The organism is Streptomyces sp. NPDC027185 (genome assembly GCF_055567035.1).
Window position 1 is genome coordinate 499,171 of the sequence record NZ_JBVHRF010000003.1, and the last position, 24,112, is coordinate 523,282.

Sequence of the window (24,112 nt, forward strand, 5' to 3'; positions counted from 1 at the left end):
GTCGCGCCCGCGCGGCCCGATCCGCCCGGCCGCGGCCCCGGCCGGGCATAGGTTGACGTCCATGAACCAGGAGCGACCTGAGGACACCCTGCCGCTGCGGATACCGCCGGCCCCCGACGGAGCCCCGGCCCCGGCCGACCCGCCGAGCGGGGCGCGGTCCGCGGGCGCCGGGCGGTCCGCGGCCCCGGAACCGGGCGCCGAGCGGTCCGCGGCGCGCGCCCGCCACGCCGCCGCGCAACCCGGCGGCGCCCGGCGCTCCTCCGCGCTGATGGCCGCGGGCACCGCCGTCTCCCGGGCCACCGGCATGATCCGCCAGACCCTCCAGGCCGCCGCCCTCGGCACCGGGCTGCTCGCCACCACGTACACCACCGCGGGCGTCGTCCCGATGAGCGTCTACACCCTCCTCATCGGCGGCGCCCTCAACTCCGTCCTCGTCCCGCAGCTGGTCCGGGCCCGCGCCGAGCACCCGGACGGCGGCCACGCCCACGAGCAGCGGCTGGTCACCCTCGTACTGAGCGTCCTCGCCGTCGGCACGGTGCTCGCGGTGTGGGCGGCACCCCAGATCGTCGCGGTCTACGCGTCCGACGGCGCGGAGAGCCACGCGGCCTTCGAACTCACCGTCGTCTTCGCGCGTTTCCTGCTGCCGCAGATCTTCTTCCACGGTCTGTACTTCATCCTCGGACAACTGCTCAACGCCCGGCAGAAGTTCGGCGCGATGATGTGGACGCCGGTCCTCAACAACCTCGTCCTCATCGCGGTGTTCGGCCTCTACCTCACCCTGCTGACCGGCCCGGACGAGGTCGCCGACATCACCTCCGGCCAGGTGCGGCTGCTCGGCATCGGCACCACCGCGGGCATCGTCGTGCAGGCCCTGGCGCTCATCCCGTTCGTGCGGGCGTCCGGCTTCCGGTTCCGGCCGCGGTTCGACTGGCGCGGCGCCGGACTCCGCAAGAGCCTCGGCGCCGCCCGCTGGACCCTCCTCCTGGTGCTCGCCAACCTCACCGCGATGACCGTCGTCACTCATCTCGCGGGCGCCGCCGACCGGGAACTTCCCACTGCCGGGGTCGGGTTCACCGCGTACTCCTACGCCCAGACGATCTGGATGCTGCCGCAGTCCCTCGTCACCGTCTCGCTCGTGACCGCCCTGCTGCCCCGGATGAGCCGTGCGGTGGCCGAACGCCGGCTGGACGATCTGCGCGGCGACCTCTCCCGCGCCCTGCGGGTCAGCGGCGTGATCATCGTCCCGGCCGGGTTCTTCTTCCTCGTCTTCGGCCCGCAGACCGCCCAACTCCTCTTCGCCCACGGCGCGGCCGACGCCGCCTCCGCCGCCCCGGCCGGGCACATGCTCCAGGCGCTGGGCCTCGGCCTGATCCCGTTCTCCGCGCAGTACCTGCTGGTCCGCGGCTTCTACGCGTTCGAGGACACCCGGACACCCTTCTGGACCGCCGCCCAGATCGCCGTCGTCAACATCGCCCTCGCCCTCGCCTGTCATCTGCTGCTGCCGCCGAGCTGGGCGGTGACCGGGATGGCCGCCGCGTACGGCGTCGCCTACGGAGCCGGGCTGCTGCTCACCGCCGTCCGGCTGCGCCGCCGGCTGCACGGCAGGCTCGACGGCAGGCGCCTGTGCCGCACCTACGGGAAGCTGGCCGCCGCCGCGGGCACGGCCGCCCTCCTCGCCCTCGCGGTCACCGCCTTCGCCGGTATCCGGGCGCCCGCCGTCACCCTGCTGGCCGGCGGCCTCACCATGACGGCGGCCTTCTGGGCCCTGGCCCGGGTGCTGCGCATCGGCGAACTGCGTGCCCTGCCGGGGCTGCGGCGCGCCTGACCGTGCGTCGGGCGGCCGTTCTTCCGGACGTCCCACGGTCCGGAGGACGGCCGCCCGGTGGCGCACAACCGCCGTTCCGGGCACCCGGCGGGCGGACGACAATCGGGGCCGTCGGGCAGGAAATGCCCGGCCATCACGGCTTGCGCACATAACTCCCCCCTGGTGTTCACACTGAGGGATTTGTTGCGGTGGAAAGCTGCCCACCGGCCGTACACGCAACGGCCGGTACCGGCCGCACCCCCACAACCGGCGGTCCGGTACCACCATTCGGGGAGAGGACACTTTCGTGGACACCACCCGCGCGACCCGCAGAGGCCGCCGCCGTATCGCGCTCGCCGTGGCCGCCGTCGCCGCGACCGCCGCGATGGCCGGTCAGATCCCGGCCACCGCCTCGGCGACGACCCCCGCCACCCCCCACCCGGCGGCCGCCGCCCGGATATCCGGGCAAGCGGCGATACCCGGGGCGGCGCACACCGCCTACGACGACACGTACTACAAGGACGCCCTCGGCAAGACCGGGCCGGAGCTGAAGGCGAGCCTGCACAAGATCATCAGCACCACCCAGACCGGCAAGCTCTCGTACGACCAGGTCTGGGACGCCCTCAAGGACACCGACGAGGACCCGGACAACAAGTCCAACGTCATCCTGCTCTACACCGGCCGCTCCCAGAGCAAGGACTCCAACGGCGGCAGCCCGGACCAGTGGAACCGCGAGCACGTCTGGGCCAAGTCCCACGGCGACTTCGGCACCGCCACCGGCCCCGGCACCGACATCCACCACCTGCGGCCCGCCGATGTCTCCGTCAACAGCGACCGCGGCAACAAGGACTTCGACAACGGCGGCACCGAGATCGGCGAGGCGCCCGGCAACTTCACCGACGACGACTCCTTCGAGCCGCGCGACGCGGTCAAGGGCGACGTCGCCCGGATGATCCTCTACATGGCCGTCCGCTACGACGGCGACGACGGCTTCCCGGACCTGGAGCCCAACGACAAGGTCGACAACGGCTCCGCCCCGAACATCGGGAAGATCTCCGTCCTCAAGGCGTGGAGCCAGGCCGACCCGCCGGACGCCTTCGAGCAGCACCGCAATCAGGTGATCTTCGACAAGTACCAGCACAACCGGAACCCGTTCATCGACCACCCCGAGTGGGTCAACGAGATCTGGTGACCCCGTTCCGGGCCGGGTTGACGCGCGTCGACCCGGCCCGGTCCACGCGCGTCGACCCGACACGCCGGAGCGGTTCGTGCCGATGAACCGTATGGAGCACTCCAGACGGCGACGCGCCCGGGGCCGTTCCTAGCGTGGGCGTCATGTCGTCAGCGAATTGGCCCTCCGTCAAAGCCGGTGCCGCAGCGGCCGTTTGCGCCGCGACCGTCGCCGTCTCCGCCCTGCCCGCCGCCGCCCACACCCCCGGGGACGGCCCCCACACGGCCGGCGACGCGCCGGCCACCGTCTCCGCCGCCCGCCTCGACCGCCCCGGCGTCCAGGTGCGCTCCGCGCCCGACGTCGACGAACCTCCCGATGTCTCCGCCCTGTCCTGGATGGTCACCGACGCCGACGACGGCCGGGTGCTCGCCGCCAAGGACGCCCACCGTGAACTGCCGCCCGCCTCCACCCTCAAAACCCTCTTCGCCCTCGCCGTGCTCCCGAAATTCGGTCAGGAGACCGTGCACACCGTCTCCGAGGACGACCTGGCGGGCATCATCCCCGGCAGCTCCCTCGTCGGCATCAAGGAAGACCTCCGGTACACCGTCGCCGACCTGTGGCGCGGCGTCTTCCTCAACTCGGGCAGCGACGCGGTCCGCACCCTCGCCGCGATGAACGGCGGCTGGGAGGCGACCTTGGACGACATGCGTGCGATGGCCGACCGCCTCGGTGCCCGCGACACCGACGTCGAGTCCGCCGACGGCTTCGACACGCCCGGCCAGCACTCCTCCGCCTACGACCTCACCCTCTTCGCCAAGGCGGGGCTCACCAACCGGGACTTCGCCCGCTTCGCCCGAACCAAGGAGGCGCAGTTCCCCGAGGCGGGCGGCCCGGACTCGTTCGGTATCCAGAACACCAACCGGCTGCTGGTCGGCTCGCACGGGGTGGAGCCGTACCCCGGTCTGATCGGCGTCAAGAACGGCTACACCTCGCAGGCGGGTAACACCCTCGTCGCCGCCGCCCGCCACGACGGCCGGACCCTGCTGGTCACCGTCATGAACCCGCAGTCCGGCAAGAACAACGCGGTCTACGAGGAGGCCCGCTCGCTCCTGGACTGGGGCTTCGACGCCGCGCCCGACATCGCGCCGGTCGCCATGCTGCCGGACCGCGTGGGACCGCCCACCGCCTCCCCGAAGCCGCACGACGACGGCCCGGACCCCCGCGAACCCGCCGCCGACCGTGCCGACCGCGCCGCCCACCGCCGCGCCGCCGACCGGGCTGCCGTGCTGCGCGCCGCCGCCGTGGGCCGCGCCTCCGGTACGGCGGACGGCCCGGGGCCGGGCGTCTGGTGGCTCACCGGAGTCGGGGCGGTGCTGGTCACCGGCTTCACGGTGGTTGTGTACCGCCGCCGCCGGAGCTGAGCCACGACCCCGGCCGGGACACCCGTACGGACGTACGACCGGTCGGGGATTCGGTGGACCGCTGGGGCGTTCCGGCAGGCGAGCCGTGACGCGACTGCCGTAACGGTGATGACTGCCGGGCACCACGCGGTGTAGCGTCCCGATCAGCTGTCGTGGTTCCGAAGTGCCGGACGCCCGTGTCGCCTTCACGGGCGTTCTTTCTGTGCGATACCTCTCCGGACCAGGGCGATCACCTCCGGCTCCCGCACCGCGGGAGCCGATACGAGCCCCTTGAACGAAGGAGACGGATATGGCCAGCGGAACCGTGAAGTGGTTCAACTCGGAAAAGGGCTTCGGCTTCATCGCGCAGGACGGCGGTGGCGCCGACGTCTTCGCGCACTACTCGAACATCGACGCCCAGGGCTTCCGGGAGCTCCAGGAGGGCCAGAAGGTGACGTTCGAGGTCACCCAGGGCCAGAAGGGCCCGCAGGCGGAGAAGATCCGCGTCGAGGCCTGAGCCCGGCCCACCACGGCGCCCGCCCCGCACACGCGGGGCGGGCGCCGTCGTGTGCGCGGGCGTGGTTCGTGCAGCGGTCCGGGGGCCCGGGAGACCGCCGGACGTACTCACCGAATGGCACATCTGCCCGCACCGGCCCCTTGGCGGGCCCGGTGGTCGTCGTACGCCGCGTGCCGGACGCCGGGCCGCCTGACCCGGGGCGGGGCCGGGCGGGGCAGGGCCCCGAGCGCTCGGGGCACCGCGGCGCGGGCGTGGCCGGTCCGCCGGACCGTGCGGTGCCCTGGGTGGCCCGGGGCCCGGAGCGCGCCACCGAGCTGCGCCGCTGTGGATAACCGCGGGCACTGTCGGACGGGTGTGCGAGGATCACGGTATGGGGATCTTCAGCAGGCGCGGCGATGACGTACCGCCGCCGGTCACAGGGCCGTTCCGCTTCACCGTCGCGGAGGTCTTCGTCGTGCCCGTGCGCGGTGTGGTGTTCACCGGGCGGGTCACGTCCGGCGCGATACGGACCGGGCAGCGCGGGCGTCTGCCGCTGCCCACGGGGCCGCGCGAGGTGACGGTCGCGTCCATCGAGGTCCGCCGCCGTCGGCGCGATCACGCCGCCGAGGGCGAGGAAGCGGGTCTCCACCTCGACGGGGTCACCGCCGCGGACCTCCCCCGCGAACTCGCCGCGGGCGGCGCCGTCCTGGACACCCGGCCGCTGCGCGGGCTGGAGATCACGGGGGAGTAGAGGTCCGGCGGGGCCGGTGCCCGGTGTGCGCGCCCCCTCGGAGCGTACGTACGCCTCAGGGCGGGCCTGTGGTCGTCACGCACGGAACGGCTGTACACGCCCTCGGGTGTTCAGCAGCCCGGCGCGCGCAGACCACCGGATGGGTGCCGCCCCGGACGGCCGCGCCCGGGGCGCCCGCTCGGGGTCACGGAAGGGGCGGGCGCGGCGCCGGGCGCGGCTCAGGGGTCAGGACTGCGGCGGCTGGCCCTTGTCGCCCCCGCCGAACTCGTCCTTCAGGCGCTGACGGCCCTTGTCGATCTGACCGCTGTACTTGCCCTGGGTCTTCTTGTCGGCGTAGTCGCCGGCCTTGTCGACGCCCTTACCGGCCTGTTCCTCGTGGCCTTTGAGCATGGACTTGAGCTTGTCGAGCATGGACATGGGTCATCCTCCCTCACGACGATCCCCGTCGGCTCCAGCATCGCCCCGGCCCCGGCGCCCCGCATCCGCGCGGCCCACGGCGCCGGGAGCCGTATCCGTCACCCGGCCGGGCCACGGATACGGCCTGGGCGGCGCAGCGGCGCCCCGCCCGGCGGGCGACCGGCCCGGCACCGGCCCAGAATGCAGCGGTGACCGATGAACACCGCACGCCCGACGGGCCCGCGCCCCGCCGCATCACACGCGACGAGGAACGCCGGCGGGCCCGGTCCGCGCTGGCCGGCCGCGCCCGGGACGCGGGAGAGCTGTCCCTCCTGCTGGACATGCTCGACCTCGACCCCGGCCACGACGGCTACCCCGAGGAGGACGACCCCGCCCCGCCCCGGAACGACGGCCCCCCACCGTGACCCCGTCCCGGCGTCACCGGCAGGAGGGCGGACAGGCGCCACCGGCAGCAGGGCGGACCGCGTCACCCGTGGGCTGAGGGGGCCACGCCACCGGCGGAACCGCTGCCGGGCCGGCCGGAGTCACGGCCGGTCACCTCCGCCGGGGTCACCACCTCCGTGATGCCACGGGCCGCCAGCCGGGCCGGGTCACCGGTGTCCCGGTCCAGTACCAGCGCGGGCCGGGCCCCGTCGGCCGCCAGACGGGCCCATGCCTCGAAGACCGGGCCGCCCGGCGCGCACACCGAGCGGTGCGGTGCCGTCCCGGGGTCGCCCACGCCGACGACGAGCGCGGTGGTACGCGGCGCCGGGGCGGGCGGCCGGGCGCGCCACGCGGCGGCCCGTCCGGCGAGGGCGTGCGCCGCGGGTTTCGCCGTGCCGTCGGTGGTGAACAGCCCGAGCCCGTACTCCAGTTCCGGGAAGTCCGCCAGCGCCCGGTCCACGTCGTGCGAGCACCACCACGTCACGCCCCACACGTCCGCGCAGTCCAGCGCGGCGTCCACGGTGGCGGCGGTGAAGCGCGCGACGCCCTCCGGCGGGATGTGCGGCGCGGGGGCGCCCACCTCCTGGAGCCACACCGGGCGGTGCGGATCGTCGGCCCACGCCTTCGACAGCTCGATCAGGTAGGCCGCGTGCTGCTCCGTCGCGGTGCCGGTGGCGCCGTGCCGCTGCGCCGTCCCGTTGAACACCCAGGAGTGCACCGCCGTCACCGCGCCCAGCCGGGCGGCGTGCGCGGGTGTGAACGGGTGCCCGTCCTGGTACCAGGCCGCGTCGTACGCGGCGTGCAGATGGGTCCGCCCCGGCGCCCCGCGCTCGCACGCCGCCAGCATCAGCTCCAGCCATGCCCCGGCCCGCGCCGCGTCGATCCGGTCCGGGTCGGGGTGCGGGCCGTCCGCGAACTGGTTGACCTCGTTGCCGACCGTCATCCCGAGGAACGCCGACCGGTCGGCGAGCGCGGCGGCCAGCGTCCGCAGGTACTCCTGCTGCCCGGCGACCACGTCCGGATCGGTGAACAGGTTCCGCCGGTGCCAGGTCCGCGTCCAGGCGGGCAGGAAGTCGAAGCTCGACAGATGCCCCTGGAGGCCGTCGACGGCCACGTCCAGGCCGCGCTCGGCGGCGGCGTCCGCCAGCGCCACCAGCTGCTCCACCGCCCGCGGCCGGATCAACGTCCGGTTGGGCTGGAACAGCGGCCACAGCGGGAAGATGCGGACATGGTCGAGACCGAGCCCGGCGACGGCGTCCAGATCGGCGCGTACCGCGTCCAGGTCGAAATCGAGCCAGTGGTGGAACCACCCCTGCGACGGCGTGTAGTTGACGCCGAAACGCGGCGGGCGGCGATCGGTGTCCTGCTCGGGCATGACGGCTCCTACGGGTCGGGGTACCTGCGGACACGGCCGGACGGAGACCGGACGCCGCCCCGCCCGGCCGTGTCCGCAGCAGCGGACCGACCCGGCCGGACGGCCCCGGACCTCCTCCCGTGCCCGCACCCTCGCCCGCCCCGCCGCGTCGGAAACACACCGGTGCCGCGACGACCGGCCGCGACGACCGGGAAGCCGGCGCCGCGCGGGGACCGCCACGGACCTGTGCCGCCCCGTCCCGCCCTGCCGCCCGCCCCGCCCGGTGCCACACTGAGCCGGGTGGGGCGGCGCAGCCGTCGCCGCCGCACGGCCCGGAACTCGCCCCGTCAGGAGGCACGGCCCATGGCCGACACCGCAGCGTCCGGCCCCGACCCCGGCGTCCGCACCCCGCCGGCGCGCCCTCTCGCGCTCGTCACCGGCGCCACCGGATACATCGGCGGACGCCTCGTACCGGAGCTGCTGGACGCCGGATACGCGGTCCGGGCCCTGGCCCGCACCCCGCAGAAGCTGCGCGACCACCCCTGGGCCGGCCGCACCGAGATCTACGCGGGCGACATCACCGACGTCGCCTCCGTCCGCGGCGCGCTCGACGGGGTGGACACCGCCTACTACCTGGTGCACGCCCTCGGCACCGGCACCACCTTCGAGGAGACCGACCGGCGCGCCGCCCGGATCTTCGCCCAGGAGGCCCGCGCCGCCGGGCTCCGCCGCCTCGTCTACCTCGGCGGCCTCACCCCGCCCGGCGTCCCGCGCGAGAAACTCTCCCCGCATCTGCGCTCTCGCGCAGAGGTCGCCGACACCCTGCTCGCCTCCGGCGTCCCCACCGCCGTCCTGCGCGCCGCGGTGATCATCGGCTCCGGCTCCACCTCGTTCGAGATGCTCCGCTACCTCACCGAACGCCTCCCGGTGATGGTCACACCCAGCTGGGTCGCCACCCGCATCCAGCCCATCGCCGTCCGCGACGTCCTGCGCTACCTCGTCGGCTGCGCCGCCCTGCCCGACGACGTCTGCCGCTCCTTCGACATCGGCGGGCCGGACGTCCTCACCTACCGCGACATGATGCAGCGCTACGCCCGCGTCGCCGGGCTGCCCGGCCGCTTCATCGTCCCCGTCCCGATGCTCACCCCCAAACTCTCCAGCCACTGGGTCGGCCTGGTCACCCCGGTCCCGAGCGGTATCGCCCGGCCGCTCGCCGAATCGCTGCGTCACGAGGTCGTCTGCCGCGAACACGACATCGCCCGGTACGTCCCGGACCCGCCCGGCTGCCCGCTCCCGCTCGACGAGGCGCTGGCCCTGGCACTGCGCCGGATCAAGGAGGCCAAGGTCGCCACCCGCTGGACCGGCGCCGCGGTCCCCGGCGCCCCCGCCGAACCGCTGCCCACCGACCCCGACTGGGCGGGCGGCAGCCTCTACACGGACCGCCGCCGGCGCTTCGTGGCCGCCACCCCCGAGGCGCTCTGGCGGGTCGTGGAGGGCATCGGCGGCGAACACGGCTGGTACTCGTTCCCCGCCGCCTGGGCGCTGCGCGGACTCCTGGACCGGCTGGCCGGCGGCGTCGGGCTGCGCCGTGGCCGCCGCGACGCCGCCCGGTTGCGGGCCGGTGACTCCCTCGACTTCTGGCGCGTCGAGGAGATCGCCCCCGGGCGGCTGCTGCGGCTGCGTGCCGAGATGCGGCTGCCGGGTCTGGCCTGGCTGGAGATGACCGTCGGCCGGGACGCCCGGGGCCGTACCGTCTACGGCCAGCGCGCCCTTTTCCATCCGCGCGGACTGGCCGGGCACGCCTACTGGTGGTCCGTCGCGCCGTTCCATGCCGTGGTGTTCGGCGGTATGGCCCGTAATATCGCCCGCGCGGCGGAGAATTCCTCCGGCGCCGGATGACGGCACGGAAACGGGGGCGGCGGATTCCGGGCACCGGCCCCGGAATCCGCCGCCCGGCTCTTTCAGCTGTGGGTGACGATTCCGGGGGCGAGCTTCCCGCAATTCGTACCGTTGACATTGACGCTGACGTTCTCGATCGCGCCGCCCCAGTCCACGCAACGGCCCTTCGCCGCCAAATAGACCGGGCCTGCGTAACTGGTGAAGAGGCCGTCGTCGAAGACCGGCTCGGAACTGCCGTCGGACGGCCCGAGATAGGTGGAGATCTCGACCGGGCTGCCGGTGGTCGTGCGGACCGTCACCACGCAGTTCTTGCCGGTCTTGCCGCTGTAGGTGAGAAAGACGGTGCCTTTGCCGGTGATCTCCGCGGAATTCACGACGCTGTATCCGCTGCCGCAGGCACCGTTGTACGTGGCGCCTTTCACGGCGGGCGCCGCGGAAGCGGTTGTGGTGGCGGCCAGGGAAGTCAGTGAGGCCAGCGCCAGAACGGAAAATCCGGCCAGGACACGGGAACGCTGCATGGGAATACCCCCGTCGGGTGGTGGTTCCTTCGCGTGGTCATTTCGCAGAGTTGGACGCCGCGCACCGGAAAAGGGTTGTACCTCCCGCGGGTGAAGCCACCGCGTATTGTTCGAAGATGAGGGCTGACGTGCGCAAAGGCCTGGGAAAAAATCCGCGGCCACCGCCCGGACACGGCGGACGGCCGGCCCCGGCGCCGTCTCGGGCGCGGGAGCCGGCCGTCCGCCGTGTCCGGTGCGGGCGTCAGCCGTTGGCGAGCGCCTGGAGCCGGCTGAGGGAGCCGTTGAAGCGGTCGCGGTCACCGACCGTCTTCCCGCTGGAGGTGTACTGCCAGATGGTCTGGAACGTCCAGCCGGCCGGCAGCGCGCCCACGGACGAGCCGTACCGCGGGACCCAGAGCGGATTGGTCTTCCCGAACTTCTTGGAGTTCCCGGTGCACTGCTTCCACCAGTTGGTGGAGGTGTAGATGACGGCGTCCCGCTTGGTCGCGGCGCGGTAGGTCTTGGTGAAGTCCGCGATCCAGTCGACCATCGCGGCGGCGCTCTTGCCGTAACAGGTCGCCCCGTAGGGGTTGTACTCCAGGTCCAGCGCCCCGGGCAGCGTCCTGCCGTCCTTCGACCAGGCGCCGCCCTGCTTCGCGAAGTACTTCGCCTGCGCCGCGCCGCTGGAGTGGTCCGGCAGCGCGAAGTGGTACGCGCCGTGGATGATCTTCGCGTCGTACGCCCCCTTGTACTGCTGGGTGAAGTACGGGTTCTTGTACGTCGTCCCCTCGGTCGCCTTGACGTACGCGAAACGCACTCCGCCCTGCCGCAGCGCGGACCAGCCCACGTTGCCGTTGTGGCTGGAGACATCGACGCCCTCGACCGACGCGAGTGAGCTGGACTCCGACGTCCCCTGATCGTCCGTGTCCTGATCATCCGTATCCTGGCCGCCGGCCCGGTCACCCCCCTCGTGGGCGGCGATGGTGGAGCCCATCCAGTCCTGGTCGGGGTGGGCCGGTTCCTTGTCGCTCCCGGCGGCCGCGGTGTCGCCGCCGGTGGTGGCGGCCGCGGCGGCGGGCAGGGCGAGCGGCAGGGCGAGCGCGGTGAGGAGGGTGAGGGTCCCGGCCGTGGCGGGGAACGCACGGCGGGCGGGTCCGGAACTGCGCAAGGGCATCGGGTGCCTCCGAAAGCCATCGGTGAGGGTCGGCTCGGCAGACTGTGAGCAGATTCCTGCCGATAACAAGACGTATACGCTCATCTGCCCACGGTGAAGACCCGATGGCCCGTCAGTCCGCCATTCAGCCGGTCGCTCTCACCCGGCCGGCCGCCGCTGACGGCGTGTCGGCCGGTGCCGTGCGCCCCGGTGTGCCAACGCCGCAGCGGGCCCCGGTCGGTCGGGGCCCGCTGCGGGCTGCGGACGAGGCGCACGCGCCAGTCGCCTCGGTCCGCGGTCCCGTCCGCGCGGTCCGGCGCGGTGCCGGTCCCCGCGTGCGTCAGCGCGGTGTCACTCCGTGTCAGTAGGCGGAGTTGACGTTGTCGATGGAGCCGTAGCGGTGGGCGGCGTAGTTGGCTGCGGCGGTGATGTTGGCGACGGGGTCGGTGAGCTTATGGGCGGTGCCCTTGACGTGGTAGGTGTCGAAGGTGGGCTGGATGACCTGGAGGAGGCCCTTGGAGGGGATGCCGTTGATGGCGTTGATGTCCCAGTCGTTGACGGCGTTGGGGTTGCCGGAGGATTCGCGCATGATGTTGCGGTGCAGGCCCTCGTAGCTGCCGGGTATGCCCTTGTTCTTCATGATGTCGAGGGACTGGCGGATCCAGCCGTCGAGGTTGTTCGCGTACGGCTTCGGGGCCTTCGGGGCGGCCTTGGGTGCCGCCTTCGGTGCGAGGGAGGCGCGCTCCATGGAGCGGTTGGCGGCTTCCTGCGCGGCCCGGTCCTGCTTCGCGACGGCGGTGACCTTCAGGCCGTCGGCGACCGACGCGGCGACATCCGCGGGCTTGGCCTCGGCGGTCGTCGCCTCACCGGTGAGGACCTTCGGCAGGCCGTTGGCGCTCACGGGCTTGACGGCGGTCGGGGCGTGCGACGCGGCGGGCTGGGCGTGGCCGGGGGTCGCGGTGGCGGTCAGGGCGCCGGTGGCACCGGCGGCGACGAGCACGGCGGCGGCGACCTTCTGGGTGCGGGTGACGCGGGCGTTGCGGAGCAGGGCGAAACGGGACATGCGGTGGTGACCTCTTCCGAGTGGGGTGCGGGGGAGCGGCCTTCGGTGGCGCGTGGAGAACCGAGGGGCCGCGCTCGCTCACCGGGTCGGGAGGAGTTTCGTCGGCACGTTCTCGGTGCTTGCGGGATCCATGGTTAGCGCTGTCCGTCAACAGTGGCAATGATGTGACGTACTACCCCTCATAGTGAGATGCGGCGATATGTCCGATGTTGTGGTCCTTTTATCCCGCGCCGGCGGGGTGGTGCGGCCACTACCGGGCCTCGTAGGTGACGTGCGTCCTGTGCCCGGGGTCACCCGGCGCCCGCTCTCCGGGGCTCGGGTATGTGGCCTGGGCCACGGCCGCGGCGGGTCCGGATCCGAGAGGGCCGCGGGCCCCGGTGTCCCGCGTCGCGGCCGTGCGGGGCGCCCGATACGGCGGAGTCGGTGGGCCGTTCGCCGCAGCGCCCGGACTGTCGCGGCCGTGCGGGGCGCGCCCTTCGCCGAGGGTGGGGGCGACCCAGCCCCGCACCGTAAGGAAGCGCCCATGTTCCGTCGTCTGACCGCCCTGGCCGCCGCCGTCTGTGTCGCAGGTGTCCTGGCCGCCGGTACGGCCGCCGCGTCCCCCGCCGACGACCACGACCTCACGCCCAAGGAGAAGGCCGGTCTGGAGTTCGCCGGAGAGGTCGTCGGCTCGCTCCTCGGTATCGGGCCGCTGGGCAACCTCGTCCGGTAGGCGGCCGCGTACGACGACGAGGGCCCCGTCCGCGGGAAGCGGAGGGGGCCCTCGTCGGTGGTGCGACCGGTCCGTGCCGGTCGCCCGTGATGTCGCCGTCAGTGGTGACGGACGTCAACTTCCGTGTCAGTAGGCGGAGTTGACGTTGTCGATGGAGCCGTAGCGGTGGGCGGCGTAGTTGGCTGCGGCGGTGATGTTGGCGACGGGGTCGGTGAGCTTATGGGCGGTGCCCTTGACGTGGTAGGTGTCGAAGGTGGGCTGGATGACCTGGAGGAGGCCCTTGGAGGGGATGCCGTTGATGGCGTTGATGTCCCAGTCGTTGACGGCGTTGGGGTTGCCGGAGGATTCGCGCATGATGTTGCGGTGCAGGCCCTCGTAGGAGCCGGGTATGCCCTTGTTCTTCATGATGTCGAGGGACTGGCGGATCCAGCCGTCGAGGTTGTTCGCGTACGACTTCGGGGCCTGGCGCTCGGCGGAGCGGGTGGCGGCCTGCTTGGCGGCGTGCCCCTGCTTCTCGACGGCGGTGACCTTCAGGTGACCGGCGGCGGACACCGTGGCGGAGGCGGACCCGTCGCTCTCGGGGGCCACGGTCTTGGGCAGACCGTTGGCGCTCACGGGCTTGACGGCGGCCGGGGCGTGCGCGGAGGCGGCCGGCGCGGCCTGGCTCGGGGCGGCCGTCACGGCGAGGGCGGTGGTGGCGCCGGCGGCGGCCAGCACGGCGGTGGCGACCTTCTGGGTGCGGGTGATGCGGACGTTGCGGAGCAGGGCGAAACGGGACATGCGGTGGTGACCTCTTCTCAGGCGCTCGTGCGGGGGTGGCCTTCGGTGGCACGGGGGAACCGAGGGTCAGGCCGCGCTCACTCACCAGGGGAGGAGTCCGCCGGCACGTTCTCGGTGCTTGCGGGATCCATGGTTAGCGCCGTCCGGAAGCGGTGACAATGATGTGACGTACTACCCCTCGTAGTGATGTGAGGAGAGATGTCCGGAGTTATCCGTGTTTTTTGGAGTGCAGTGGGCCCCGGGAACGACTAACCGCCCTCGTACGTGACGTACGTCCTGTGCCTCGCCTCACTCCGCGGCGGCCGGAACGCACGGCGCGCAGGGCGCTGAAGTGGCCCGCGCCACAGGAGAAGAAGGGGTGCGGTCCGGACGGCCGGACGGGGCCCGCCCCGGTCGTCCGGACCGCGTCCGGCCTGCGGGACCGAGGTGCGTCCGCGCTGGTGGGAGGCGTGCGGCCCGGGGGAGCGGCGGCCGGGCGCCAAGGGTGCGGCAGGGCCGGGGCGCAACGGATGCGCCGCCGGGCCCGCCGCGGTCCGCGCTCGCACCCGGGCCGGGCCCGTACCGCGGCGCGGCGTACCGGCGTACCGGTCGGGCTCAGACGTACGCCGCCGCCCCGCCCGTCGGTTCGTCGTCGCGGGGGACCGGTGCCAGGGCCGGGGCTGAGGAGAGAGGGCGGCCGGTGAAGAAGCGGGCGGTGAGGTCGGCGACCGCCTGGGGGCGCTCCAGAACGACCCAGTGGTCGGCGTCCGGGATCACCAAAAAGCGGCTGCCGTCGATGGTGGCGGCGAAACGCCGCTGGTGGGCAGGGGTGGTCACGGTGTCGTGGGCGCCGCTGAACACCAGTGTCGGCACACCGGACAGCCCGCCGGAGAAGTCCGGGCGGTCGGTCACCGCACGGCACAGCGAGTCGAGCGCGTGCGGGGAGGTCCGGGCCGCCCGGAGCATCGACCGCCGGACGTAGCGGTAGGCCAGCCGCCGCCGCGTGACGTACCGCCCCTCGTCGAGGCAGAGCAGCCCGTCAGCGGCGAGCGTCGCGAAGGCGTCCACCTCGCCCCGCCGCAGCTCGGCGGCGGCGCGCTCCCAGTGGGCGTACTGCTCCGGGCCGATCCGGGACGGGACGCCGCCCAGCACCAGCCGGGCGATACGGGAGGGGAAGCGCCGGGCGCAGCCGAAGGCGAGTCCGGCGCCGTAGGAGAAGCCGAAGAGGTTGACGCGGGTCAGGCCCAGGTCGTCGAGGACGTGCTCGATCGCCCGGCACAGCAGGTCGGCGCTCGGGCCGGGCGGCAGCGGGTCGGCGCCCCCCATGCCCGGCAGATCGGCGGTGATCACGTTCGCCACCGGCTTCAGCCGCTCCTCCATCTGCGGCCATCCGAACATGCCCTGGAGGGCGCCGCCCAGCACCATGACGGGTTCGGTGAGCGTGTCCGGACGGTCCGGGTGGCGCAGCAGCCGGTAGGCGTAGGAGATCCCGTCCACCGACAGGGAGCGGATCGTTTCCTCGGGCATGACGGTTCCTTCTCGGGAGATCCGCGGGAGGGGGAGGTGTGCCTCAGGCACGGGCCAGGACGAGTGCGGCGTTGTGGCCGCCGAAGCCGAGCGACGTCTTGGCCGCCCAGTCGAAGGGCGCGGACCGTGCCGCGCCGCGCACGATCTCCAGGGGGATCCGGGGATCGGGCGTGTCCAGATTGGCGGTCGGCGGAACCAGCTGCGACTCCAGCGCGAGGACGGTGAGCGCGGTCTCGATACCGCCGGCCGCCCCCAGGGTGTGCCCGGTCATCGCCTTGGTGGAGGTGACCAGCGCGTCCTCGCCCAGGACCCGGCGGAGCATCGCCGCCTCGATCCGGTCGTTGACGACGGTCGAGGTGCCGTGCGCGTTGACATGGCCGATCTCGCGCGGGCCGACCCCGGCGTCGGCGAGCGCGGTGCGCAGCGCGCGTTCGATACCGCGGCCCTCCGGGTCCGGGGCGACCGCGGCGTACGCGTCGCTGGACGCGCCGTACCCGGCGACGTGGGCCCGGACCGTCGCCCCGCGGGCCCGCGCGTGCTCGGGGCGCTCCAGGACGAGCAGCCCGGCGCCCTCGCCGATGACGAAGCCGTCCCGGTCGGCGTCGAACGGGCGGCAGGCGGCCGCCGGATCCTGACGGCGGGTGGAGACCGCCTTCATCTGGCAGGCGCTGGCGATCAGCAGCCGGGAGCAGACCGATTCGGCGCCGCCCGCGACGGCGATGTCGCAGGCGCCGGAGCGGAGCAGCTGATGGGCGGTGCCCAGCGCGACGGTGCCCGAGGAGCAGGCGGTGGCCACGCCCAGGCTGGGGCCCTGCGCGCCGAGATCCATCGCGACGCTGCTGGCCGCGCTGTTGATGACGGAGAGCGGCGCGAGCTTGGGGGAGATCCGGCGGGCGCCGCGCTCCAGCAGCGTGGTGTGCTGCTCGTCGTAGAACGGCAGCCCGCCGTGGGCCGAGCCGATGACGACGGCGACGCGGGTGCCGTCCCAGTCCTCGTGGTCGATCCCGGCGTCGGCCAGCGCCTCCCGGGCGGCGACCACCGCGAGCTGCGCGAAGCGGTCCATCAGCCGCTGGGCGGCGACGCCCAGGACCTCGGTGGTGTCCAGATCGTCGACGCCGTACATGAAGTCGCAGGGCAGATCGGTCAGTTCGGGGCGATGGCGGACGCCGACGGGGGTGGTCTCGCCGGTGACGGTGTGCCAGGTGGCCTTGGCGCCGACGCCCGCGGCGGTGACCAGACCGACGCCCGTCACGGCCGCGGCGAACGGCGTGTGGGCCGTCACGCGGCGACTTCGCCGTCGATGGCCGCCACCAGCGCTCCCACGGTGTCCCGGGAGGTGAGCGTGACCTCGTCGAGGTCGACGTCGAGGCGGTCCTCGATGAGCAGCCGCAGCTCCTCCAGGGCGAGCGAGTCCATCCGCAGGTGCTGGAGCGAGGTCTCGGCGGTGACGGCGGCCGGATCGACCCCGAATCGCTGGACCAGCAGGGTGTTGACGACTTCTGCCGCGTTCACGTGGCACTCCTCCGCTTTCTTAGGCGCTGTTGCCAACCGCGTCCTGGCGGGGCTCGCCGGCGGCTCCGGCTGGTTCGGCGGCACCCTTTATACGTCTTCGTCCGGAAGACTCCCCAACGCCGTTCGCTCGATGGGGTGAGGGGCTCCGCAGGGGGCGCACGCGGGGTGCGCGCCCCTGCCCGTACGGCGCGGAAGGCACTCGCCCCGTCTAACGGCGCGGGGCGACGGGAGGGTACGGGGCGTGGCCGGATCGAGGGGGGTGCGGCGGCCGGTCCGCGCGGATCACGCCTCGTCGAGGGCGTGGGTCACCCGGCTCAACAGGCCGCGCAGGGTACGCAGTTCCGCCAGCTCCAGGCCGGTGGCGGCGAGCATCCGGTGGGGGACGGGCAGGGCGCGCTCGCGCAGGGCGGCGCCGGTGTCGGTGAGGTGGACGGTGACCGAGCGTTCGTCCTCCGTGCTCCGTTCGCGGCGTACCAGACCCGCCGTCTCCAGGCGCTTGAGGAGCGGGGAGAGGGTGCCGGAGTCGAGGCGCAGCCGCTCGCCGATGGATTTGACGGGGAGCGGGCCGTCCTCCCACAGCACGAGCATCACCAGGTACTGCGGGTACGTCAGTCCGAGGTCCTTGAGGGCGTCCCGGTAGACGGCGCCGAAGGCGCGTGAGGCGGCGTGCAGGGAGAAGCAGACCTGGTGGTCGAGGCGGAGCAGGTCGGCGTCGGAGAGCGGGGCGTCGGGGGAGCCGGTGGGGCTGGAGGAGGCGGCCATGGGTCCAGGTTAGCTCGACGCGGCATTGAATGGCACACCATTGAGTTGTGTACAACTCAATTGTGTGCCATTGTTCTCTGCGGCGGCCGGGACGCGGCCGCCGGAACCGGAGGGAAACCCCATGGACGCGCTCTACACCGCCGCCGCCACCGCCAACGGCCGCGAGGGCCGCGCCGTCAGCTCCGACGGACAGCTCGACCTCGCGCTCGCCATGCCGCCCGCACTCGGCGGCAACGGCGCGGGCACCAACCCCGAGCAGCTCTTCGCCGCCGGGTACGCCGCCTGCTTCGCCAGCGCGATGGCGCAGGTCGGACGCCAGATGAAGACCGACACCGCGGAGGTGTCGGTCACCGCCGAGGTCTCGATCGGCAAGGACGACACCGGCTTCGGCCTCGCCGTCGTCATGCGCGTCGAACTGCCCGAGGCTCTCGCGGGCGAGCGGGGACGAGAACTCGTCGAGGCCACCCACCGCTTCTGCCCGTACTCCAAGGCCACCCGCGGCAACATCGACGTCGAGCTGGTCATCGAGTGAGAAGTGGGGCGGGCGGCGCCGTCGCCCGCCCCTCCCGAGCCGTCACGCGGGGGTTTTGCGCCCGGTCCGGCCCAGGTGCCGCCACAGGAAATCGACCTGGTGGCGCAGGAGGTTCGCGAAGAGCGCCGGGTCGGTGGGCGCGTGGGCCGTGCCGGGCAGCGGCAGCACCTCGTGCGGGCGGCCGGCGGCCAGCAGCGCGGCGGAGAGCCGCAGGGTGTGGGCGGCGTGGACGTTGCCGTCCGCCAGCCCGTGCATCAGCAGCAGCGGCCGGGTCAGCAGCGGCGCCTCCCGCACCAGGTCGCACGCGTCGTACCGCTCGGGGTGCGCGTCCGGATGGCCGAGGAACCGCTCGCGCCAGTGGGTGTCGTACAGCCGCGGGTCGTAAGGGCCCGCGCCCGCGACCGCCGCGTGGAAGAGGTCGGGACGCCGCACCACCGCCGCCACGGCGAGCATCCCGGAGAACGACCAGCCGCGTACGGCGACCCGGCCCGGATCCAGCTCCGGGAACCGCCGCAGCACCTCCTCCAGCGCCGCCGCCTGATCCTCCAGCGCCGCCGACAGGACATCGCCGTGGACCGCGCGCTCCCAGTCCGGGGAGCGACCCGGCGTGCCGCGGCCGTCGGTCACCAGCACCGCGAAGCCCTGCTCGGCGAACCACTGCGAGACGAACATCATCGGCGCCTGGTCGTCGGTCACCCGCTGGAGCGCCGGTCCCGCGTACGGATCGACCAGCACCGGCAGCCGCCCGCCGCCCGGACGGTGCCACGACGGCAGCAGGAGCCGGCTGCGCAGCGCCCGCCCGGTGACCGTCAGCCGCCGCTCGCGCAGCGCCAGTACGGGCCGCTCGGCGTACGAGGCCACCGGCAGGTCCGGGCGCCCGGAGCGCGCCACCACCACCGTCGCGCCGGGCCGGTGCGGCTCCCGGGCGATCCGGACCAGCGTGGGGCCGCCGCGTACCCCGGTGTGCACGCCCGCGGTGGTGGTCAGCGGACGGGCGCCGTCCCGTGGCCGCCAGCTCCACAGCGCCTGCCCGGTCACGTCCGCACCCGCCGTGAACAGCACCTCCTCGCCGCTCACCCCGAGGACCTCCCGCACCTGGAGCCCGTCGGGGGTGACGGGCGTACCGCCGACGGTCAGCCGCCGGGTGCCGCCGGGACCCCCGGTGTCGTGGTGCGCCACCAGCGCACCGGACGCGGTACGCGCCGGGGTACCCGGCACCGGCGTCACCCAGCACCGGTCACGCACGTCGGCCAGGAGCGACGTCCGTCCGTCGGCCGGGTCGATCGCGTACGTCCGCAGGGTGCGCTGGTCCCGGCTCTGCACCGCGGCGAACGGACCGTGCGCGTCCCAGCCGGCCGCCGTCAGGTACGGGAACCGGGCCCGGTCGAGGGCGACTTCGGTGCGGGGGCCGCCCGCGGCCGGGACCAGCCACAGCGTCACCTCCGCGTTGGCGGTGCCCGCGGCCGGATACCGCACCGTGCGGGGCGGCCGGTCGGGGTGGGCCGGATCGGCGAGGTACCAGCGGGCGACGGCGCTCTCGTCGACGCGCGCCACCAGCAGGCGGGAGCCGTCCGGCGCCCACCAGTACCCCCGGTCGCGGCCGATCGAGGCGGTCGCCGCGTACTCGGCGGCGCCGAAGCGGACATCGGGCCCGTCCGGCACGGCGACGACGCGGTCCCCGGTGCCGTCCGCGCCGGTCACGCGCAGCGCGCCGGCCGCGAGATAGGCGATCCGGCGGCCCGCCGGATCGGGCCGCGGGTCCGACGGACACCCGGCGACGGGCACTCTCCGCACCCGGCCGGTCGCGGTCTCCACCGCCCACAGCGCCCCGCCGCACAGGCAGACGGCGAGCGTGCCCGCGGCGTCGGTGGCGTACGCCGTGACGCCGTCGCCGGGCGGGCCCGCGCCGTACGCCGGAGCGGCCGGATCGAACAGCGGCCGCTCCCGGCCCGTCGCGGTGTCCAGCGCCCACAGAGACCGCACCGGATCGTCGCCCGCGGCGCTGCGCAGGAAAAGGACGGTGGCGCCGTCGGGCGTGACGGTGAACCGGTCGGGGGCGCCCAGCGCGAAGCGGCGGGTGCGCAGGAACTGATGCGGAAGGCTCTCGGGCGGCTGCATGGCGGACAGGGTGAGGCGCCCCGGCCGCGGAGCCCTACTGTTTCGTCCCGGTACGAAAGGCGCGCGGGGCGGACGGAGCCGCCGGAGCGCCGGTGACCTGGGCGGATGAGGCGATGAGGGCGGTGGAGCGGGGACCGGCCGCGAGGTCCGGGGAGAGAGCCCGACGGGCGCCCTTCCTCGGCGGGACGGCATCCTGGGGCCTTCCCGGACGCGGTGAACGGTCCGGTGAGACCGGTGGGCCGGCGCTCGGCGCACCGGAAACCTCCGGGACGAAAGGACGCCTTCCGGCCACGTGGCCCGGCGCGGGAGGCGGACCGACGGCGTACCGGGCCGCGCGGCGGGTGCCGAGGGCGGCGGACAGCGGTCCGGCGGGGACACCGGCCGGGTGACGGACGAGGAAGGGCAGCACCGCATGGGGGAGTGGCTGGTCGACGCGGAGGTGCTGGCGCGGAGCCGGTTCGTGCTCTCCCCGCTGATCGAGACGGTCGCGACGCTCCGGACACTGACCGCGTGCCCGCTCCCCGCCCGGCGCGGCGGGCACCCGTCGGCCCCGGAGGCGTTGCGCGCGCGGCTCGCCGCCGATCCGTTCGTCCGTGCCTGGGCGGCGGCCGGGGTCGGTGTCCGCTGGACGCCCGACTTCCTCACCCGGCCCCCGCGCCACGACGCGCCCGCCTTCGCCGGGGAACTGGCCCGGGTCCGCGCCACCCCCGCCCCCGAGGCCCGCGCCGACCTCGCCACGGCCTGCGGCGGGCGGCTGCCCCGGGCGCTGGACGTACCCGACCCGGCGGGCCGCGCCGCCGACCTCCTCGACACGGTGTGGCAGCACCTCGTCCGCCCCGACTGGCCGCGCCGCCGCCGGGTGCTGGAGGCCGACGTCATCGGGCGGGCGCACCGGCTGAGCCGTCACGGCTGGGCCGCCGCCCTCGCCGACCTCGGCCCGCGCACCCGCTGGCTCGGCAACGGCCGCCTGCGCATCAACGGCGCCGACCGCCCCGCCCGCGACCTCACCGGCGCCGACCTCGTCCTCGTCCCCGTCGGCGGTCCGAACGGCTGGGTCGCCTGGGAACTGCCCGAGCGGTACGCGATGATCTACCCCGCGTCCGGCACGGCCCGCGCGGACGATCCGCGTGCCACGCCCGCCGCCCCGCCGCCCGTACCCGAACCGCTCGCCCGCCTCCTGGGAACCAACCGCGCCACCCTCCTGACCCTCCTCGGCCCGCCCCGGAGCACCAGTCAGCTCGCCGCCCTGACCGGCCTCGGCCTCGGCTCCGTCGGCGGGCATCTGAAGATCCTGCTCGACGCCGGGCTGGTGACCCGCCGCCGGGCCGGGGCCTCGGTCCTCTACCGCCGCACCCCGGTCGCCGACGCGCTCCTCGACGCCCCGGGCACCACCGGCGGCTGACCCGGGCCAGGATCGGGCGCCCCGCACACGCGAGGCCCGACCGGCTGCCCCCGCGCCCGCGCGTGCCTCGCCCGATCGGTCCGTACGGGCGCGACAGCCCCCACCGGCGCTCCTAGGGTCGGCCGTGTGACCGCCCTGACCAGCTCAGAAGCCCTGGGGGGCGTCCGCGAAGTCCCGCCCGGCCCGCTCTCGCGGCGGACGACGGTACCGCGCGGACGCCCCCTGCCCCCGCCCGCCAGGTCCCGCGGGGGACGGCCGTGACCGCCCCGCCCGGCGCGCCGCGCGACATCGGGCTGCGCATCGAGGGCGGTGTGGCCGAACCGGAGGAGCTGGCGGCGATCACCGTGATCCTCTACGCCCGGCTCGCCGCCGGCGTCGGCGCCGACGCCGCCGACTGGGTCGTCCCCCCGGACGATTCCGAACGCCACCACCACCCACCGCGCTCCGCCTGCTGGTCCGGCTGCTGGTGCTGCGGCTGACCTGCCCGCCCGGGAAGATTTGCGGCATCCGCTGACGAACCCGCCACACCCGGAGCCCCGTTCCGCGGTCGCTTGGGGAAAACCGGCCCGCGCCCGGCAGAATCCGTACCGGGCTCCGTGTGCACGGCGCCGTACAGCCGGAAGCGGAGCGGGAGGACCGATACGTGGTGGAGCATCAGGTGACGGGCGGGGGCGGGGGCGGGGAGCCGGAGGCGCCACCGGTGGCGGCGCAGGAGCGGCGGCTCCGCCGGGACCTGGGTTTCTGGGGCCTGACCGCGATCGGCTTCTCCAACATCGTCGGCTCCGGCTGGCTCTTCGCCGCCCTCTACGCCGCGCAGACCGCGGGCCCGGCCTCCCTGCTCTCCTGGGTGGGCGCCGGTCTGCTCTGCGCGCTGGTCGCCCTCGTCATGATCGAACTGGGCGCCTCCCGGCCCGAGGGCGGCGGCACCGTCCGTTGGCCGCTGCACGCCGGCGGCCCCCTCGTCGGCACGCTCGTCGGCTGGTCGGTACTGCTGTCGGTCGGCGGCACCGCGGCCGAGATCAGCGCGATCATGCAGTACGCCGCGCACTATCTGCCCGACCTCTACAACGGGAAGACGCTCTCCGCCTCAGGCGTGGCGCTCGCCGCCGGGCTCAGCGTGGTGCTGACCGTGCTGAACTGGTTCGCGGTGCGGATGTTCGCCCGGCTCAACAACCTCATCTCGGTCTTCAAGATCGTCGTGCCGGTGCTCACCGTGGCCGCCCTCCTCGCCTCCGGCTGGCACTCCGGCCGCCTCACCGACCACGGCGGCTTCGCCCCGTACGGCTACGCCGCCTGTCTGACCGCACTCGCCGGCGGCGGCATCGTCTACTCCGTCAACGGCTTCCAGGCGCCGCTGGACTTCTCCGGTGAGACCCGCAACCCGCGCCGCACCCTGCCCGCCGCCGTCCTCGCCGGGATCGGGCTGGCCGTGCTGATGTACCTCGCGCTCCAGGTGGCGTTCCTGTTCGCGGTGCCCGAGTCGCTGCTCGGCGGCGGCTGGCACGGCGTCTCCTTCGAATCGCCCTTCGGCCAGCTCGCCCTCATCCTCAACCTGCACTGGCTCTCCAGCCTGCTCTACGCCGACGCCGTCCTCTCACCCGGCGGCTCCGCGTACGTCGGCGTGGCCCTCGACGCCCGTCACACCTACGCGCTCGCCAAGAACGGCACCATCCCGCGCTACTTCATGAAGGTGGACGCCCGCTCCGGTGTGCCCCGCCGGGCCCTGGTCGTCAACCTCGCCGTGATCGTCCTCTTCCTGCTGCCGATCGGCGGCTGGCAGCAGATCGTGAGCGTGATGGGCGACATGTACCTGCTGATCTACGCGGCGTCGGCGGTGGCCGCCGCCGTCTTCCGCGCCGACCCGGGCACCGTCACCGCCGGCTGGGTGCCGGGGCTGCGCTGGCTGGCACCCGTGAGCTTCGTGGTGGCGAGCGAGTTCGTCTACTGGTCGGGCTGGGAGGCGCTGCACCTGGCGCTCCCGATGGTCCTCGGCGGACTGCTCCTCTTCCTCCTCATGCGGCGCCCCGGCAGTGTCCCCGCCCCCGGTGAGCCGCCCCGCCGCCCGCTCGCCGCCGAACTGCGCACCGGCGCCTGGCTGGTCTGCTACCTCGCCGCGCTGACCGTCCTGTCCAAGCTCGGCTCCTTCGGCGGCACCGGCCTGCTGCCCGCCCCGTACGACTCCCTCACCGTCGCCGCCCTGTCCCTGGCGCTGTTCGTCTGGGCGGTCCGCTCCGGCCTCCGCTACCTGGCGGCCGTACCGGCCCCGGCTCCGGTACCGGTGGACTGAGCGGTACGCAGCGGTACGCAGCGGGACCGGCGGCACGGGCGCGGGGCGGTCGTACGTCCCGCTCGCGCCGGGC

Annotated in this window: 23 protein-coding genes; 12 read left to right on the top strand and 11 right to left on the bottom strand. The window is 74.1% G+C overall.

Annotated features, from left to right (window positions below):
* Positions 1-268: 268 nt before the first annotated feature.
* The 5 genes from murJ (at position 269) to ACZ4M8_RS12325 (ending at position 5,622) form a co-directional block, all read left to right on the top strand.
* Complete coding sequence (murJ, locus tag ACZ4M8_RS12305) at positions 269-1,825, top strand: murein biosynthesis integral membrane protein MurJ (protein WP_467606549.1); 1,557 nt, start codon at positions 269-271, stop codon at positions 1,823-1,825.
* Positions 1,826-2,189: 364 nt separating this feature from the next.
* Positions 2,190-2,996, top strand: a complete 807-nt coding sequence (locus ACZ4M8_RS12310) for an endonuclease I family protein (RefSeq protein ID WP_467606551.1) — start codon at positions 2,190-2,192, stop codon at positions 2,994-2,996.
* Positions 2,997-3,139: 143 nt separating this feature from the next.
* Positions 3,140-4,396: a D-alanyl-D-alanine carboxypeptidase family protein gene (locus ACZ4M8_RS12315; protein WP_467606050.1), complete on the top strand. Its 1,257-nt coding sequence runs from the start codon at positions 3,140-3,142 to the stop codon at positions 4,394-4,396.
* A 289-nt stretch (positions 4,397-4,685) separates the two neighbouring features.
* Positions 4,686-4,892 carry a cold-shock protein gene (locus ACZ4M8_RS12320; RefSeq protein WP_399095863.1) on the top strand — a complete coding sequence of 69 codons (207 nt, stop codon included), beginning with the start codon at positions 4,686-4,688 and terminating at the stop codon, positions 4,890-4,892.
* Between the two features lie 370 nt (positions 4,893-5,262).
* On the top strand, positions 5,263-5,622 hold the full coding sequence (locus ACZ4M8_RS12325) for a hypothetical protein (RefSeq protein ID WP_467606053.1): 360 nt from the start codon (positions 5,263-5,265) through the stop codon (positions 5,620-5,622).
* 225 nt (positions 5,623-5,847) lie between these two features.
* Here the strand turns inward: ACZ4M8_RS12325 and ACZ4M8_RS12330 are convergent, their stop codons facing one another.
* Positions 5,848-6,039, bottom strand: a complete 192-nt coding sequence (locus ACZ4M8_RS12330) for an antitoxin (protein WP_467606056.1) — start codon at positions 6,037-6,039, stop codon at positions 5,848-5,850.
* Positions 6,040-6,227: 188 nt separating this feature from the next.
* Here ACZ4M8_RS12330 and ACZ4M8_RS12335 point away from each other — a divergent pair, with 188 nt between their 5' ends.
* Entirely contained in the window at positions 6,228-6,443 is a 216-nt protein-coding gene (locus ACZ4M8_RS12335) for a hypothetical protein (RefSeq protein WP_467606058.1), read from the top strand.
* Between the two features lie 62 nt (positions 6,444-6,505).
* On the opposite strand, the gene ACZ4M8_RS12340 is transcribed toward ACZ4M8_RS12335, so the two are convergent.
* Entirely contained in the window at positions 6,506-7,837 is a 1,332-nt protein-coding gene (locus ACZ4M8_RS12340) for a glycoside hydrolase 5 family protein (RefSeq protein WP_467606060.1), read from the bottom strand.
* Between the two features lie 342 nt (positions 7,838-8,179).
* On the opposite strand from ACZ4M8_RS12340, the gene ACZ4M8_RS12345 reads away from it, so the two are divergent.
* On the top strand, positions 8,180-9,715 hold the full coding sequence (locus ACZ4M8_RS12345; protein WP_467606062.1) for an SDR family oxidoreductase: 1,536 nt from the start codon (positions 8,180-8,182) through the stop codon (positions 9,713-9,715).
* Between the two features lie 62 nt (positions 9,716-9,777).
* Here ACZ4M8_RS12345 and ACZ4M8_RS12350 read toward each other — a convergent pair whose 3' ends face one another.
* The 3 genes from ACZ4M8_RS12350 to ACZ4M8_RS12360 all read right to left on the bottom strand — a co-directional run bounded on the left by ACZ4M8_RS12350 (position 9,778) and on the right by ACZ4M8_RS12360 (position 12,428).
* Entirely contained in the window at positions 9,778-10,233 is a 456-nt protein-coding gene (locus ACZ4M8_RS12350) for a spore-associated protein A (protein WP_467606064.1), read from the bottom strand.
* Positions 10,234-10,474: 241 nt separating this feature from the next.
* Positions 10,475-11,386, bottom strand: a complete 912-nt coding sequence (locus ACZ4M8_RS12355) for a lysozyme (RefSeq protein WP_467606066.1) — start codon at positions 11,384-11,386, stop codon at positions 10,475-10,477.
* Positions 11,387-11,726: 340 nt separating this feature from the next.
* Entirely contained in the window at positions 11,727-12,428 is a 702-nt protein-coding gene (locus ACZ4M8_RS12360) for a transglycosylase SLT domain-containing protein (RefSeq protein WP_467606069.1), read from the bottom strand.
* Positions 12,429-12,951: 523 nt separating this feature from the next.
* On the opposite strand from ACZ4M8_RS12360, the gene ACZ4M8_RS12365 reads away from it, so the two are divergent.
* A complete protein-coding gene (locus ACZ4M8_RS12365; RefSeq protein ID WP_399095886.1) occupies positions 12,952-13,140 on the top strand; it encodes a hypothetical protein in 189 nt (62 codons plus the stop codon).
* Positions 13,141-13,266: 126 nt separating this feature from the next.
* Here ACZ4M8_RS12365 and ACZ4M8_RS12370 read toward each other — a convergent pair whose 3' ends face one another.
* The 5 genes from ACZ4M8_RS12370 to ACZ4M8_RS12390 all read right to left on the bottom strand — a co-directional run bounded on the left by ACZ4M8_RS12370 (position 13,267) and on the right by ACZ4M8_RS12390 (position 17,700).
* Positions 13,267-13,920: a transglycosylase SLT domain-containing protein gene (locus ACZ4M8_RS12370; protein WP_467606072.1), complete on the bottom strand. Its 654-nt coding sequence runs from the start codon at positions 13,918-13,920 to the stop codon at positions 13,267-13,269.
* A 594-nt stretch (positions 13,921-14,514) separates the two neighbouring features.
* Entirely contained in the window at positions 14,515-15,426 is a 912-nt protein-coding gene (locus tag ACZ4M8_RS12375) for an alpha/beta fold hydrolase (RefSeq protein ID WP_467606075.1), read from the bottom strand.
* Between the two features lie 43 nt (positions 15,427-15,469).
* Complete coding sequence (locus tag ACZ4M8_RS12380; protein ID WP_467606077.1) at positions 15,470-16,708, bottom strand: beta-ketoacyl-[acyl-carrier-protein] synthase family protein; 1,239 nt, start codon at positions 16,706-16,708, stop codon at positions 15,470-15,472.
* The gene (locus tag ACZ4M8_RS12385) at positions 16,705-16,938 is read right to left on the bottom strand and encodes an acyl carrier protein (protein WP_467606080.1); all 234 of its coding nucleotides are present in this window, start codon (positions 16,936-16,938) and stop codon (positions 16,705-16,707) included. The genes ACZ4M8_RS12380 and ACZ4M8_RS12385 overlap by 4 nt, the downstream gene beginning before the upstream one ends.
* Positions 16,939-17,220: 282 nt before the next feature.
* Positions 17,221-17,700 (bottom strand): MarR family winged helix-turn-helix transcriptional regulator, encoded by a 480-nt coding sequence (locus ACZ4M8_RS12390; RefSeq protein ID WP_467606082.1) that lies wholly within the window; start codon positions 17,698-17,700, stop codon positions 17,221-17,223.
* A gap of 121 nt (positions 17,701-17,821) precedes the next feature.
* On the opposite strand from ACZ4M8_RS12390, the gene ACZ4M8_RS12395 reads away from it, so the two are divergent.
* Positions 17,822-18,232, top strand: coding sequence for an organic hydroperoxide resistance protein (locus tag ACZ4M8_RS12395; protein ID WP_467606083.1), 411 nt, complete (start codon positions 17,822-17,824; stop codon positions 18,230-18,232).
* Positions 18,233-18,274: 42 nt separating this feature from the next.
* Here the strand turns inward: ACZ4M8_RS12395 and ACZ4M8_RS12400 are convergent, their stop codons facing one another.
* On the bottom strand, positions 18,275-20,350 hold the full coding sequence (locus ACZ4M8_RS12400; protein WP_467606085.1) for a S9 family peptidase: 2,076 nt from the start codon (positions 20,348-20,350) through the stop codon (positions 18,275-18,277).
* A 385-nt stretch (positions 20,351-20,735) separates the two neighbouring features.
* Here ACZ4M8_RS12400 and ACZ4M8_RS12405 point away from each other — a divergent pair, with 385 nt between their 5' ends.
* From ACZ4M8_RS12405 to ACZ4M8_RS12415, 3 genes are all read left to right on the top strand, one after another.
* Complete coding sequence (locus ACZ4M8_RS12405; protein ID WP_467606088.1) at positions 20,736-21,752, top strand: helix-turn-helix domain-containing protein; 1,017 nt, start codon at positions 20,736-20,738, stop codon at positions 21,750-21,752.
* 257 nt (positions 21,753-22,009) lie between these two features.
* Complete coding sequence (locus tag ACZ4M8_RS12410) at positions 22,010-22,231, top strand: acyl-CoA carboxylase epsilon subunit (protein ID WP_467606089.1); 222 nt, start codon at positions 22,010-22,012, stop codon at positions 22,229-22,231.
* 164 nt (positions 22,232-22,395) lie between these two features.
* The gene (locus ACZ4M8_RS12415; protein WP_467606091.1) at positions 22,396-24,039 is read left to right on the top strand and encodes an APC family permease; all 1,644 of its coding nucleotides are present in this window, start codon (positions 22,396-22,398) and stop codon (positions 24,037-24,039) included.
* Positions 24,040-24,112: the final 73 nt, after the last annotated feature.